10 protein-coding genes are annotated in these 16,478 nt (G+C 36.3%); 2 read left to right on the plus strand and 8 right to left on the minus strand.

The genetic code is table 11. The annotated features are described in order from the left end of the window. Positions 1-49: 49 nt before the first annotated feature. From BC781_RS03710 to BC781_RS03730, 5 genes are read right to left on the minus strand one after another with little or no spacing between them, the layout of a single operon-like run. Entirely contained in the window at positions 50-1,762 is a 1,713-nt protein-coding gene (locus BC781_RS03710) for a glycoside hydrolase family 3 protein (protein WP_109615887.1), read from the minus strand. Positions 1,763-1,764: 2 nt separating this feature from the next. Continuing rightward, positions 1,765-3,051, minus strand: a complete 1,287-nt coding sequence (locus BC781_RS03715; protein WP_109615888.1) for an MFS transporter — start codon at positions 3,049-3,051, stop codon at positions 1,765-1,767. Between the two features lies 1 nt (position 3,052). Next, a complete protein-coding gene (locus BC781_RS03720) occupies positions 3,053-3,529 on the minus strand; it encodes a GNAT family N-acetyltransferase (protein ID WP_317047223.1) in 477 nt (158 codons plus the stop codon). Positions 3,530-3,540: 11 nt separating this feature from the next. After that, the gene (locus tag BC781_RS03725) at positions 3,541-4,347 is read right to left on the minus strand and encodes an N-acetylmuramic acid 6-phosphate etherase (RefSeq protein ID WP_109615890.1); all 807 of its coding nucleotides are present in this window, start codon (positions 4,345-4,347) and stop codon (positions 3,541-3,543) included. A gap of 24 nt (positions 4,348-4,371) precedes the next feature. Further along, the gene (locus BC781_RS03730) at positions 4,372-5,232 is read right to left on the minus strand and encodes an N-acetylglucosamine kinase (protein ID WP_109615891.1); all 861 of its coding nucleotides are present in this window, start codon (positions 5,230-5,232) and stop codon (positions 4,372-4,374) included. Between the two features lie 198 nt (positions 5,233-5,430). Here BC781_RS03730 and BC781_RS03735 point away from each other — a divergent pair, with 198 nt between their 5' ends. Beyond that, a complete protein-coding gene (locus tag BC781_RS03735; RefSeq protein ID WP_109615892.1) occupies positions 5,431-9,504 on the plus strand; it encodes an AAA family ATPase in 4,074 nt (1,357 codons plus the stop codon). Next, complete coding sequence (locus tag BC781_RS03740) at positions 9,501-10,160, plus strand: response regulator (protein ID WP_109615893.1); 660 nt, start codon at positions 9,501-9,503, stop codon at positions 10,158-10,160. The genes BC781_RS03735 and BC781_RS03740 overlap by 4 nt, the downstream gene beginning before the upstream one ends. 69 nt (positions 10,161-10,229) lie before the next feature. Here BC781_RS03740 and BC781_RS03745 read toward each other — a convergent pair whose 3' ends face one another. From BC781_RS03745 to BC781_RS03755, 3 genes are all read right to left on the minus strand, one after another. Beyond that, on the minus strand, positions 10,230-11,762 hold the full coding sequence (locus BC781_RS03745; RefSeq protein ID WP_109615894.1) for a glycoside hydrolase family 10 protein: 1,533 nt from the start codon (positions 11,760-11,762) through the stop codon (positions 10,230-10,232). A gap of 180 nt (positions 11,763-11,942) precedes the next feature. Beyond that, positions 11,943-14,681, minus strand: coding sequence for a family 10 glycosylhydrolase (locus BC781_RS03750; protein ID WP_109615895.1), 2,739 nt, complete (start codon positions 14,679-14,681; stop codon positions 11,943-11,945). Between the two features lie 138 nt (positions 14,682-14,819). Next, positions 14,820-16,424 carry a PKD domain-containing protein gene (locus BC781_RS03755; protein WP_109615896.1) on the minus strand — a complete coding sequence of 535 codons (1,605 nt, stop codon included), beginning with the start codon at positions 16,422-16,424 and terminating at the stop codon, positions 14,820-14,822. Positions 16,425-16,478: the final 54 nt, after the last annotated feature.

Consider the following 16,478-nt stretch of genomic DNA (forward strand, 5'->3'; position numbering starts at 1 on the left):
CAATTATATAAATTGAACTGAGTCTTTTCTTCTATGGAAATAATGACCTCTATGCGTTTACTGCATTTCTTTGTCCATCCCCTGCCTTGAAATTTGAAAGGCTAACAGGTAATGTTCCATTCGCTTCTTCTTTACCCAATAACACATCTACTACAGCATCTTGGAAATAGATACTATCTTGATAAGTGATAAAAATAGTAGAAGCATTTTTATGACCTTCTACCTCATCTAAAGCGTATGCATTTCCAAACAATAAAATTGTAGTTGAAATATTTCCTAAATTCTTCATCAATTCTAGTCTGACGAACTCAGGAATATCAAAGTTATTGAAAGGCTTAATGTTCACGCCATGAAGACTTACAATCACCTCATCAGAAGATTTTGCTTCGCCGATCAATTCTTGCAGTGCTTCAATTCCTTGACTTTCTCTCCAAGTCAATACAGTCACATTATCTAGCTCATTTTGTAATCTTTCAGCTAGAATGTTCGCCTCCTTCTTTTCAACTTCTTTCAAGTGATGCGCTACTTGATCTCTTGAAGTCAGCGTTTTATTCTCTGCAAAAATTTGAATTACAGCAATCTTCTTTTCTCTATTTTGAAGCGGAATAAAATCACCTTCTCCCAATTGAGTTACTGCTGCTTTTGCAAGTTGCTTGTTAAGCGCAACTGAAGCTTCATCATTCAAGTCTTTTTCAAGCTGTGCTAAAGAAATAGATTTGAACTGATCTAAAGCTGCCCATTTTTTCATCGCTAGAACTTTCTGAACAATCGAATTCAATTGTTCTTCCGTTAGGATATTTTGAGCTAAAGCTTCTTTCAGTTTCTCCACTCCTTTTGGTACACTCTTACTATTTGTAATGATGTGATTTCCGGCCAAAATAGCTCTCAAATCTGCATCACCATCCTCATAGTGATTTGTAATACCGTGCATATCCATGGCATCTGTGATCGCTAGACCTTTAAAGTCTAGTTCTCCAAATAATAGATCACTCAAAATCTTTTCAGAAAGAGTCACAGGCATATGCTCTCTATTATCCAAAGATGGAATCTCCAAATGAGCTGTCATTACAGAACTTAGTCCTTCATCGATCAAACGCTTGAAAGGATAAAGTTCTAAATTATCCAAACGTTCTTTAGAGTGCATCAACTTAGGTAGCTCCAAATGTGAATCTGTAGCAGTGTCTCCATGCCCTGGGAAGTGCTTCGCATTATCTAGAATATTTGAAGCTTGTAAGCCTTTCATATAGGCTACTCCCTTTTCTGCAACCTTTTCCTTATCCTCTCCAAAAGAACGATAATTGATTACAGGGTTTTTAGGGTTATTATTGACATCTACTACAGGAGCTAAAGCTGAACTGACGCCGATGCGTTGACAATGTTCACCGATTTTCTTTGCCATTTTAAAAATCAGCTCATTGTCTTGGATCGCTCCTAAAGCCATCTGATATGGAAACTGGGTTGTCCCGTCAAGACGCATAGCCAATCCCCATTCAGCATCTATATTGATAAATAAAGGTACTTTGCTTTTTGCTTGGTATTTGTTTGTTAGTTCAATCTGTTTTTCAGGAGTTCCTTGAAAAAAGGTCAAACCTCCCAAATGATATTTTTCGATCAGTTCTTCAATAAACTGCTCATGTTCTTCGTCACGATTAGAGAAGGCTGCAACTTGAAAAAGTTGACCAATTTTCTCCTCTACACTCATTGATGACAGGGTTTCTAATACCCACTCATCATTTAAATAGGTTAAAAATGGAGGTTGCATAACTATTCTTTTTCAGGTAGTTTTTCATGTATTTTCTTAACAATCCAGATACTTGGGATTCCTGACAACAATACCCATACGAAGAAATTGTCATAACCCAATACCTCTTGCAGTTTACCCGAAAACAAGCCAGGAATCATCATACTCAAAGCCATAAATGCAGTTGCAATTGCAAAGTGCGCCGTTTTGTATTTTCCTTCTGACATATGAATCATATACATCATATAGGCTGTAAAACCAAAACCATAACCGAAGGTCTCAAAGATAATTGAACCACCAATTAAGTATAAGTTTTCTGGTAAAACCCAAGAAAGGTAAATGTAAGTCATGTGTGGTAGGTTAATAGCTACCAACATAATCCAGATCATTTTCTTTAATCCATATTTTGAAACGGCCATACCTCCTAGAATACCTCCTAGAATCAGACCTATTGGACCAACCGTACCGTAAACCGTACCTACTTCTGTAGTGCTCAAACCTAAACCTCCTACTTCAGCCGTATCCAACAAGAATGGTTGAGCCATTTTTACCAATTGAGCTTCCCCAAAACGATAAAGTAAAAGGAATGCAATTGATAACCACACACCTTCTTTTTCAAAAAACGTTTTGAAAGTTGCGAAGAATTCATTGATGATATTACCTGCAGACTTTTCTTCTTCTGAAGTTGTTTCAACCTTAGGAATAAACACACTATGGTATAACCAAGATACTGCCATCAATATAGCCATAACGCCTAAAGTCACTGACCAAGCCATTGGCACACTATTGAATTCTTTTTCAAGGTATCCTCCCAAAACAACTACACCACCTTGGGTAAATACCATTGAAATACGGTAGAATAAGCTTCGGATACCGATAAAATAAGCTTGATCGTCTTTACTGGCACCGATCATATAGAAACCATCTGCCGCTATATCATGAGTTGCAGAACTAAATGCGATTAACCAGAAAAACGCTAAAGATGCCTGGAACCAAAATTCCGTATTTAAGGTAAATGCAATCCCTGCCAAAGCTACTCCAATGACAAATTGCATGATAAGAATCCACCAACGTTTGGTTTTCAATATGTCAATGAATGGAGACCAAATTGGTTTTATAACCCAAGGCAAATAAAGCCATGAAGTATAAAAAGCTAATTCAGTGTTTGACAATCCCATATTCTTGTACAGAATTGTCGTCACATACATGACTAAACCGTATGGAAGACCTTCCATAAAATAAAGCGAAGGAATCCACGTCCAAGGGGATTTTTGCTTTATTTGTTCTCTTTCTAACGTTGTGTCCCTCATCTTACCTAAGCATATTTTTGTAAATACCTGGAGTTGAACCTTCAATTAGGCTAGCCCCAACAACTTTCTCATAAAATTCTGCAGGACCAATGCCTCCTATGAAGCCATAGGCATAGCCCATATGTTTTAGCTCGTGAAGTGTTTCGATCAATAATAATTTACCGATTCCCTTTCCTCTCATTGTTTCATCTACTCCTGTAGGTCCAAAAAATGCCTTGCAAGTAGCTTCTACACAAGCAAATCCTTTCATTTGCCCATCTTGAATGGCTATAAAACATGAAATCGGATTATTTGAAAAAGCAGCTTCTACCTCACTTGCCCAATGCGGATTAAAATGTGTTTTCACCCAATCTACAACAATATGTCTTTCGGGTGCAATAGCCCTACGAATTTCGATGCCTTCTTCGCTGAGTAAATCATAGTTTTTTTGAAACTCAGCTTTCTGAGGAAGGTCATACAACTTTACGAGCATGTCCATAATCCTTGCAGTTATTTCTGTTTATTAAAAAAATCAACGGCCTTACGTACAGAACCTTCTTGTAATAAAAGTTTTTGAGCTTCCTCATAAGAAATAGAAGAAACCTCATCCATGATCATACGAGTACCTCTATCCACCAACTTTTCATTACTCAATTGCATATCGACCATCTTATTGCCTTTCACATGCCCCAAACGGATCATTGCCGCAGTAGAGATCATGTTCAATACCAATTTCTGAGCCGTACCCGATTTCATACGTGTTGAACCTGTCACAAACTCGGGTCCTACTTCTGCTACAATCGGAATTTCAACTTCAGGAATCAGTTTAGCATTTGAATTACACACAACACAAGCTGTCAGCAATCCTTCTTCTTTTGCCTTTCTCACGCCACCAATCACGTATGGTGTTCTTCCCGATGCCGCAATACCTACCAAAATATCATTTTCATTGATATCATAAGCTTGAAGGTCTACCCACGCTTGGTCAAAATCATCTTCAGCATTTTCTACTGCATTTCTGATAGCATGATCTCCACCAGCAATGATACCGATTACCTTATCACGTACGCCGTATGTAGGAGGGATTTCTGACGCATCAAGAATACCAAGTCTACCACTTGTTCCTGCTCCGATATAGAAAATTCTTCCGCCTTTTTTCATACGCTCTACCGCACCGTCTACCAACAAAGTGATTTCATTAAGTGCTTTAGCTACTGCCAAATGTACTTTGGCGTCCTCCTGATTCATATTGAATAGGATTTCTGAAGTAGCCATTTTATCAAGATCGTTATATAATGAAGGTGATTCTGTTTGCATCTTATTTTTGTTTTATGTTTTTAATTACAAAACTGTCGACTTATCGACTGTGTAATCGATTAGACCATCAATTGGCGATTGCATCACTTTATCTATTTCCACGCCTTTTTGTACTGCAATAGTTTCAATTTGCTCCGAAAAGTGAAATGCGATTGAACCTGCTAGTCTAATTTTTAGATTTTCAACTTCTGAATATTTTAAAATATAATAGTCGAAAAATTTATTGAAATTATCCTCTAAAATAGCTTGGCATTGCGGATGAAAACTATTTTCCTTTAGAAATGGAGTAAAAGATGCCAAATATTTATTTGGTTTACTCTGATGGTATATCCTGTCCAACACATCTAACTTATTGATCTCATATTTATCATAAAAAGCTTCAATAAGCTTAGGATCCATTTTATGCGTAAGCATTTCACTCAATAAATCTCGTCCTAATACAGCCCCACTTCCCCAATCGGAAAGAATGTAACCAAGAGAAGCTACATTTTTAACTATCCCTTGATTTTGGTACACACAAGAATTTGCTCCTGTACCTAAAATTGCAGCTATTCCATCTTCATTTTGCCAAAGAGCGATAGCTGCGCCTAACATATCACTCCCGACATGGGTTTCAATACTTGAGCCATAACAGGCTTCGAAAGCTTCGGTCAATATTTTTGTAGAACTAGGATTTCCACAGCCAGCAGCATAAAACAACACTTTAGTAAGTGCGATACCTACTGTCTCAGGAACTACCGCTTGTTTTAACTCTTCGATTAGTTCTGCGAAAGTATAAAAATACGGATTAATGCCTTTAGTTCTAAACCGTTTTATTGGGCCTCGCTCAGGATCGACAACTACCCATTCTGTCTTTGTAGATCCGCCATCTCCAACAAGCACCATATTATTATATATTTAAATTTCTTATTTAGATATCGAAAAAATTACGTTTACCTTGCTTATACTATTTCATAGGTATTTTAGTATTTACTACAAAGCTAGTGAACATCTGCAAGCCAAAATTCACTGAAAATGGCTATTTAGAGAAACACACTTTTTAGGGCAGTATGTTAACTTTTTTCAGTTGTTTAAAAAGTAAATATGGATCAGACGACTTCAACACACAGGTCGATAAGCTCTGAATTAGAAACCACCATCAACACACTAATTGAGGCGACCTATATACAACATAGAGTATCTCTTATACAAGGAATTGAGGGCACTGGAAAACAGCGAATTGTAGATCAGCTTGCACATTCATTTCAAGGGAAAATTCACTTTATAAAAGTCAGTTGTACTCAACTTTCATCGAATGTGCCATACTATGCCTATCGTATGGTAGTACAAGCGCTCATTCAAGAATTACTACTGAGTGAGCGATTAGAGCTGCTTCAAAAAGTTTATGATAAATTCATCAAATCACACTCTTTAGAAATATTCACAAATCTAGAATCCTTTATTCCCGAATTGAAAGGTGTGATTTCAAAAAAAACGGAGGATTCAAAAACACAGCAACAGCCAACAAGAGAGAATAGCCTTGAATACTTTCGTAAATTCATGGAACTATGCTTTCAAGAAGCTGAAAAACCTGTTGTTTTGGTTTTTGAAAAAATTGAATGGTTGGATAGCTCAAGTTCTTTTTTCCTAAAAAGTCTATTCAAAGAGTGGAATAGTGGAAAAGCGCTTTTCATATTCCTGAGTTCACTAAACGAAAATGAAGGGCATTCTAATAACTTCTTGAATATTGTTAAAGCGCATAGTTCAGCTACATTTCTCATAAGCATTATCTCAAAAACTGATTTTGAAAAAGCTTTGGAAGTTAAACTAGCTCCAAACATTGTCAGTAAAAGTGTCCGAAATGAATTGTACCGATTAACTGGAGGAAATATACAATACCTTTCATCTATTCTGAGTTGGCTAGAAAGTAAAAGGCTCATTTGGCTATTAGATGGACTTTGGTGTACGGATATATTTGCCTTAAGAAAACACCTAAAACCACAATCTGCTGAGAGTCTATTAAAGGATCAGTTAAAAAGACTTTCAGCTTTAGAATTATCCATTCTCAACCATATTGTAATTGCCCAAGAATGTGATATAGAGTTGCTTTGCCATTTATTAGCATTATCTAATAGTCAACTTCAGCAAGAACTGCTGTCCCTTGTAGAAAAGCAATTTATCAATCTCAATGATCAAGGTGAATTTGAACTAGAAGAGTTATATCGAACTAAACTTCTCTATGAGCTTATTCCCGCTCCAGAAAGAAATAAGACTCATTTTAAGATAGGGTTTAGTGTTTTACAAGAAGCAAAAGAACGTCATCGAATCTTTTCAGCAGTTCATCACCTCAATAGAGGAAGCCAATACGCACTAAAAAACAACAAACATGAGTTACTCGCAAAGGCTAATTTAAAGGCTGGAGAACAAGCACTAAAATCGGGCATTTTTCAAGAAGGAAGACATTATTTTCGAATGGCAGAAATGCATCTCAATTTTGATGGATCACTTCAAAAATACAAACTCTATTATCAGATCATCACCCAAAGAGCGCAGCTTGAATATCTTCTTAAAAATTATGATTATGCGAACCTCAGACTTGATGATCTTTTAGTACCACATTACCCACTTGAAGACCGAATTAATGTTTATGTCAAAAAGATAAAACTCAATAACCACCTAGGCAGATATACCACTGCTAGAGATGTTCTATTAGATGGATTAAGTGCATTGGGTTTTAAAAACTTCTTTGAGACTGCCCCACAAAAAATTAAAAGACTTCAAACAGATATTGATTCTAAAGTCAAACTTTTCTTAGCTTCTTTAGACCATGATGACTTAGATGAAATGCCATCTCATTTCGTCCATAAAAATACGCTTTTATACAATGCAGGGATAGCGATTCATCATACATCTGAAGAAGAAATGCTATTATCGAATCTATCTATTATTACAGATGGATTGAAGTATAAAAAAACAGGTGAACTAGCGGTTGCTTGTTGTGTGTATGGACGTTTCCTATTTACACAGCAACAAGATATTGAACGCGCAATTAGCTTTGGTCAGTTAGGACTTAAAATAGCTGAATCTCTTGAAAATAAACTGTATCTAGCTAGAGCTTACGGAATTTTCACTTTCTACACCTTACCATGGAAAAGAACGCTACATGAAAACCTTAAATACCTTGACCAAGGAGCTTCTATCGCTAAAAAAGAAAAAGATTTTTACCTACAATCCATTCTTCAAACACATGCCTATACACTCCAAGTTCTTTTAGGAAATCATTTAGAAGATGTAACAGATTTAGGTGAACAGCTAAGTAATCAAAATAGTCCGATAGCCTACAGTGTTTCGGCTCTAAATCATCTGATCAAATTTTTGAGTGGAAAATTAAATAGCTTACCAAAGGCTTATCAGTCAATTCACTCAACGACTGTTTACAGTAAAAATGAGACACTTTTCTTTCAAAGCTTTTCTAAAGGAGTCGGCTTATTTACAATTGGTTTGTATGCTTTTGCGGCAATAGAATTTGAAAAAGCTTATGCACACTCAGTATTGCAAAGAGGTTCTATTCTTTACAACATTAATCTAATGTTTCTAGGTATTTCTCTAGCAGAACATCAGAACTCAAATCATAAAGAAGAATATCTGTTACAATTGATTTCAGAATTAGAGCGGTATGAAAAAGAAACTTCTACAAGCTCTCAAATCTTTACTTTTTCTACATTACTGAAAGCTGTTTTCTATTCTTCAAAAAATGAAAATGCAACAGCAGAGTTTTTCTTTGATCGTTTTGTCAATAATCAAAATACACCCCAAGGATTTAAAGCACTAGGTTATGAGCTTAAATTCAATCATCAGCTTAAAAATCAAAAAGAGGATAAGTCCACCCTAGAAAAAGCAATAGAAAACTACAAATTATGGGGAGCGGATTATAAGGCTAATACCCTAAACCAAGCATATAGAAAGTTTAGAAAAGACAGCGAATATAAACAACTAGACACCTTCAAAGTATATCTCGAATTTCAGAATTTACTTGAAGAACTTTCTAGTATAGAAGAGGTCAGTAGCTTTGCTTTAAAGTATCTGTTTTTACTGAGTTCAGCCAATAATGGAAGTGTCTATCTCTATCAAAAAGATCATTTTATTTTAATCAATAAAGCGCACAATTTCCCTTTCAACTGTTTTACCTATTCACCAGAAATGAATGTAAAAGGGCAAGCTTATCAACTAAATATTGCCTACCAAACCAAAATTGAACAACAAATCATCAGTCATAAATCAACAGATCATCTTAAAGTCCCCACTACTCTTCACAACTTCTATAGCATACCAATGAACAGCGGAGACTTTATAGGTACAATTTTATTAGAAAATTTAGATGAGCAGCTAAATGAAGATTTGGAAAATCAACTTCAACTATTTACAAGACTCATCTCGTCTAAAATCAGACAAATCTTAAGCTCTGAAAAAGAAAGGTTTTTAAATCAACAATTGATTGAAGAAGTCAAAAAGAAAGATTTACTAAATCAAGAAATTAAAGCGCAAAATAAAACTTGGCTAAAAGCTACAATTGAGGGGCAAGAAAAAGAGCGATTACGTATTGCGCAAGACCTTCACGACAGCGTTGGAGCTATGCTTGGAGCTGTGAAACTGAATATTCAGAATGTGATTGAACCTGAATCTGATACTCAAAGAATTTCTCCAATCTTAGAGCAAATAGATGAAGTCTGTCAAGATATCAGACGCATTTCGCATAATATGCTACCAAGTGCACTGACAAGGTTTGGGTTAAGTGTTTCTTTAGAAAAATTAATTGACCAATACGAAACCCTTGATAAGTTTGAGATTGACTTTTCAATAATGGGTTTAAATGAAACACCTTTAAGTCAAGATATTGAAATTTCGGTTTTCAGAATCATACAAGAGGCTTTACAGAATATTCAAAAATATGCAGGCTGTACTGAAGTCTGTATCCAATTAATCGCAAGAGACGATGCATTATCTATTTTTATTTCAGATGATGGTTGCGGCTTTGATACAAACACCACTGCAAAAGGTATCGGGCTGCTCAACATCGAATCTCGAATTATATCTCTCGACGGTACTTGGACATTGGACTCTACACAAGGAAGAGGTACAGAAATAAACATCGAAATACCACTAAATAAATTAACATGATACAAACACAAACGATCAAAGTAGCCATAGTAGACGACTACAGCATCATTGCTGATGGTATACGCCTACTCATAGAACCTGAGGAGGATTTAGAAATATATGGTGTATTTAATAATGGAAAGGCTTTCGTGAATGCCTTAGAAAAAGAGGAAGAACACCCAAACGTTGTTTTGATGGATATCAACATGCCTATTATGGACGGTATTGAAACCACAAAACATCTGATGAAAAACTTTCCCAACATCAATGTTTTAGCGCTTTCTATGCACAACGAAAGAGAATTTATATCGGGAATTTTGAAGGCGGGTGCATTGGGTTACGTTCTGAAAAACACAAGTAAGTTTGAACTTTTACATGCTATTCAAAATGTAGCCAATGGCGAAACCTATATTTCAGGTGAAGCTTCAAAAGTGCTTCTTAGTGGATTTGTGAAAAAGAAACAGACCTTATCAGAAAAAGTATCTAAAAGAGAAATGGAAGTCTTGGTCAAAATTTCGGAAGGACTAACCACACAAGTCATTTCAGAAATGTTATCGATTTCAAAAAATACAGTGGAAACACATCGAAAAAACTTGCTATACAAACTGAAAGCAAAAAATACGGCTGAGCTTGTCAATATTGCCTACAAAAAGCAATTGTTAGGCATGGATGAATAAATAAGCAAGCCCATCTCAAAAACAGTATGAGATGGGCTAATTTTATGAACGCTTAAAAGTGTATATGCATTAAATCTGCTTGATTTTAGATTTCTTCACTTTAACAGAAACAGCATTTCCTGCTTCTCCTTCATCATGAACTCGATTACAAGCCGTCACGATATAAGTATAAACTTTTCCTTTCTCAGCTGATTTATCTACAAAAGTAGTTTCAGCATAAGGTGCTCTTTTCAATGTTCCTAAAAGGTTTCCTGCAGTAGACATCTCCCCTGCCTTTTCTCCTTCAAAACGATACACAACAAAGTAGTCTGCATTACTTTCTGTTGGGGTCGTAATCTTCACAACTACTTCATCTCCTTGCTTCTCTACTTTCTTGATTTCAGCTTGTGCTGGTTTTTCAATATTCAACCAAGGCATTTGAGGAACCAAAGCTGGTTTTCTGTAATGATCATTTCGTAAGGTATCTGCTACTGCCACAGCATTTGAACCAAAAGATTTAGCACTGAAGTACATACTTCCATTTATTTCCTTAATCGTTCTGTTCAAATTCAACTGTCTCGGAAGCTCAGATAAATCTTCCCACGCTCCCTTTTTTCCTACTCGATATGGTGCTTGACCTACATAAATATGCTTACCATAGCCATGTTGTTTCCACCAGTTCACCAAAATCTCGTAATCGGCTACTTTCTTACCAATTTCCCAATATAACTGAGGAGTAATGTAATCTACCCAACCTTCTTTCACCCACAATAAAACGTCTGCATACAAGTCATCATAATTGGTTTGACCTGCTTTAGTTGCTGAACCTGTAGGATCTTTATCTTGATTTCTCCACACACCAAATGGGCTAATACCATATTTTACATAAGGTTTTTCTGCCTTGATACGTGTATTCAATTCTTTCACAAAAGATGAAACATTGTCTCTTCTCCAATCTTCAATATTGTCAAACTTGTCTTTTCCGAATTGCTCATAAGTCAATGAATCTGGAAAATCTTCACCAGGTACTTTGTAAGGATAAAAATAATCATCCATGTGAACCGCATCGATATCGTAAGTTCTCACGACCTCCATGATATTCTCCAACACATATTCTTTTGCCTCAGGAATGCCAGGGTTGTAGTACATTTTCTTACCATACTCCACAAACCACTCTGGGTATTTATTTACAGGGTGCTGCTCTGAAAGCTCAACTTTTTCCGAATTTTTTGCTCTATATGGGTTGAACCAAGCATGAAATTCCAAGTTTCTTTTATGTGCCTCTTCTAGCATAAATGCTAACGGATTATAAGCAGGTTGCACACCTTGCTCTCCTGTAATAAATCTTGACCAAGGCTCTCTTTGAGAAGGATAAAAAGTATCTGCCACAGGTCTAACCTGTACCACTACAGCATTCATCCCTAGAGACTTTTGCTCATCCAATAGTTTGACAAATTCTTCTTTTTGTTGCTGAACGGAAAGTCCTTTCTTACTTGGCCAGTCAATATTTGCTACGGTTGCAATCCAACAAGCTCTTAATTCTCTTTTTGGAGGATTTCCATCAGAGGCAATTACTTGGTTTGTCATCAGTAATGCCATTACTATCTGAAATATCTTTTTCATACGTTTCGCAATTAATCAACCCAAATATCAAAATCGTAACGATTGTATTTATTTAGTGTAAAACTAGAATAATTATAGCTTTAAAAATTCACCAATTATGGGGATTTCTATTTTTCACTAGCAAAAAGAGGTTCCCTTTTTTTGAGAACCTCTTCAGTAGATTTGGTTAGCCAGAAACGACTACTCAATTACCATTTTTTTAGTGTACTGAATATCATCAATAATGATGGAGTAAAAATAAATTCCAGAAGTCCATTTAGAGACATCTAATGAAAGCTTATGACTCCCTGCCTCAAGAGTCCCTTCTTTCTTCAAGTAGACTCTATTTCCAATTATATCATGAACAAGCAATTGTACCTCCGAACGTTTTTCTAGTTCAAATGCAACCGTAGTCATATCTGAAGCCGGGTTTGGGTAATTCTGCTTCAGAGCTCGGTTCAATTTATCATCGTCTGTACCCGTAGGTATTTTTTCTTTTACATAGAAATGATAAATAGCTGACCATTCACTTTGACTACCTACCGCATTTGATCGAATACGGAAGTAATAATTAATTCCTTCGTCTAGGGTATAACTAAAGTCCGTTTCTTGAGTCTCTGTACTTTCAAGTATTGTGCTCTCTTCAAATGCAGACGATGTCGCCCACTGATACTGCCCCGATGAAGTACCGAGAGGATATTCCCATGTAATTTCTATTGTACCAACATCCAACAATTCATTTTCTGTATCTGTAGGTTTCAAAATTTGAGGAGAAACCAGAAGAGCATCATCCATGTAAAATAGATATGTATTAGACCATTCTCCATACCCCAACAAGCTATTTGATCTGATTCGGAAATAATACTTCTGACCGATTTTGAGTTCACTAAATGACTTAGTTGTTACCTCTGATTCTTCATCAAGTAGGATGCTCTCTTCTGCAAAATCGGATGTCGTTGCCCATTGGTAATTTGCTGAATTCACACCCATCGGATATTCCCAAGTGATTTGGACATGGTCGATATCTAATTCATTACTTTCATCTAAGTCTAAAAGACTTGGTGCCATTGGTAAATCCTTTTTGAGGTAAAAGTGATAAACTTCTTCTGTCCAATCTCCATAACCCGCTAATGAATTATAAGAACGAACTCTGAAATAATAGTCTGCTCCAAGTATCAAATCTGAGAAAGTAACTGAAGTATCTACAGTTCCTCTATTTTCTACAATACTTCCTTCATCAAAATCTTTTGTAGTTGCCCATTGGTATTCAACCCCAAGTGAGCCTTCTTCTAAAGTCCAATCAATACGAACCTCAGCTTCTAGTACTTCATTTTCTAGTTGTGTCGGATTTGTCACTACAGGAGCATTTGGTTTTACAAGTTCAGATTCTTCCCACATGTTATTTTCCGAAAGCACTTTTACTTCGTAATTCGAAAGATCAACATTTGAAATATGTATTGAAGTACCATAAGTTAGACCGATAACAACTGCTTCCGCATTTGCCGTTTCACCATAATAAACTACAAATTTCTTATTCGGTATCTCTTTCGAATTGTCAGTCCAAATCAAACTATCTCCTACAATCGCTAAATCAGAAGGAGCATTAGGAACAACGGTTTCCAACCAAGGCATTGCTGGAGGTAACGCAACTTCTGCGTAAGCTTCTCCAAATACATCCTCTGTATTTATACCATTCATGACCTGTTGTGCTCTGAAAAACACACTACCAAGTGAATTCTTATTTCTATTTTCCTCTTTTCGATCTTCCTGTATTTGTCTAGCAATTTCATTTTCTGATGATACAGTATTTTGAACTTGTAGTCTTGAATTTGCTTCCAAATTTGAAAGGTTCATATAAGCTTTCAACTCATGTAAATCTTGAGGATATTCTTCAGATTGACGAGCTGTAGCCGCCGTTGCCACATCTTGATCTAAGTATTTTAGCTCATGACCGCTGTACAAATGACGTTCAGCTTTTTTACACTGATCTGCCCACCAACTTACCAAACTCGTATAATCTTGTCCACCTCCAATTGGCCAATACAACTGAGGTGTTAAATAATCCACAACTGGAATTCCTACAGGAGTATCCGAATTTACATCTACTCCCAACCAAGAAAGTGCATCAGCATAAATCTGATTGTAGGCATTCATCCCAACGATTCCTTGTGGATAATTTGGCTTCCATATTCCAAAAGGACTGATTCCGAACCTTACAGAAGGCTTTAACTCTTTGATTCGTCGGTTGACCTTCCCTAACATTTGGGTGATATTATTTCTTCTCCAATCTCCGATGTTAGTATAATCAGCTCCATAAGTTTCAAATGTGTCTTTATCTTCACTTGTCGTTCCATTGTAAGAGTAGAAGTAATCATCAAAATGAATTCCATCTACGTCATAATTAGCTACAACATCTGCTACAACATCTGAAATGTATTCAGAGACTGCTGGGATACCTGGGTCTAAGATTTTCTTACCATCAGCATATTTCAAAATCCATTCGGGATGTTTTTTAGAAACGTGCTCTTCAGGATAAGTATAACTCGTAGATGCATTTACACGGTATGGATTCAACCAAGCATGTAACTCTATACCTCTTTTATGAGCCTCTTCAATTGCAAAAGCAAGAGGGTCATATTCTGGCTCTCCGCCTACATTTCCAGTCAAATACCTCGACCAAGGTTCGTAAGCTGAACTATAAAACGCATCGCATTCTGTTCTTACTTGCAAAAAAACTGCATTAAAATTCAAACGCTCTAGCTCATCAAGCATTAGAATTAGTTTTTCTTTTTGAGCTTCAGCCGTATCATATTTATTAGGCCAGTCAAGTCCAAAAACGGTAGCAATCCATACTGCTCTAAACTCCCGATCGTAGGTTGTTTGTGAAAAAGCAGAGGAAGTGATAAATAGGCTTAAAAAGAGAATGTAAAATTTTTTCATATCAATATTCTAGCTAAAAAATTGATAACATATTAAACAATAATATTCTAAAAACCACTAAAACCTGACTTTCCTTCATATAAAGTCATATGCAGAAAGTCAGGCTTAGAATAAATTGGGCTTCTCTAAAACAAACGATTAACGTCTTACTGGATCGATTGCCATTCCCATTGGCGCATAACCAGAAAGATACATTTCTACTTCACTTCCGTCTAGGTTTGCTCTTTTGACACCAGAGGTTTCTGGGGCTTGATCTGCTGATCTGTAACTCCAGTAAATTTTATCATTCATCTCGTCTATAGCGATACCTGTGATCCCCACCAAACAAGAGTAAGACAAACCTTCTAGGTTACCAAATTGATCAAATTCTGAAGCTTCGTAGCTTTCAATTTCTTGAACATTTGTACCATTCAAATCACACATATACAAGCCTGTTTTTAGCATTGCAGATGTATTTGGATCAGTACTTGGTACATTCACTGCAAAATAGATTTTATCCTTATACACCTTGAATGTTTTCACAGAAACACCTGCTAGGAGACGATCGTGAGCAGTTTTACCATCTCTACTGAAAGTATAGATACTTTGTCCATTATTCGCTTTCGACCAATAGAACTTATCTCCTACCAACTGACCATCACCATTCATATTACCCCATCCAATTCCACCTGGCTCACCAGGTTGAGCTGTTGAATTATAAAAAGCGGTTAGTGTATTATTTTTCACAAAATGAGCTGGTAAATCTGCTTCTGCTAAGTTTTCAGTAAACTTATTAATTGAACGAAAACCTTCTCTACGATCTAGATAATAGACATTGTTACCTTCTACTGTACCTGCATAGGGAACATTATTTGCAGAAATAGCATCTAAGATGACTTTCATTTCTTTTGACACAACATCAAAAGCGTATAATTGTCCAGCTGTACCCGAGCCTAAGAAGAACGAACCTTCACCAGCATCAAAAACATAAACTTTTCCGTCAGCAACCTCCAAGTCCATAGCATGTGCCGCAGAAAACTCTGTAGCCATCGCCTCTGTTTCTGTTCTGACTGTTAGCGGCTTTCTGAAAATTTTCCCTGTTGCTAAATCATGGAAATATAAACCTTGTGCTAACTCTGGTTTCACCTCCACTTCAAAAGTAGAATTCAACACCTCTTCTCCGTCATTGACAGTAAGAAGAATATGATACATACCTGCTTCTTCCCAAGCCATTTTCACAGATGATTCCGTAAATGTTTCTCCATTCCCGAAATCCCATGAGTAGCTCACATCTTTGCCTTCATAAGTAAAAACCTTAGCACTGAAAGTCACAGAATCTTGCATTTCGATTGCCTCTTTATCCATCAGAAGCTTTGGCATTGGTTTTACCACATTGATATCTAAAGATGTGCTTTCTTTGACACCATTTGCATCCGTGACATCCAAGTTAATGGTATAACTACCTGGTAAATCGTAACGGATGGTATCTGGAGTTAAACCTGAATAACTATCCGCTTTATTCAAATCATTTTTTAAATAACCTTCTGGAAATGACCATTCGTGAGACACTGCATTTTTTGAAGCATTTATTACGACAACATTAGCAGGTGCTTCAAGTGGATTTTCAACAGTAACTTCATTGGCTAATTTCAAACCTGCCGTAATTGGTAGACTCTCTGAGTCTTCTGTCTGACAAGCACCCATGCCTATAGCTAACGCAAAAATGCCTGCAAACTTCAATCTATTTAATACGCTCTTTTTCATTTTTGAGATAGATTTAAAACCAAAAAATATCTATTCAAGTATTCTAGTTTAGTA

The organism is Sediminitomix flava (genome assembly GCF_003149185.1).
GTDB lineage: Bacteria > Bacteroidota > Bacteroidia > Cytophagales > Flammeovirgaceae > Sediminitomix > Sediminitomix flava.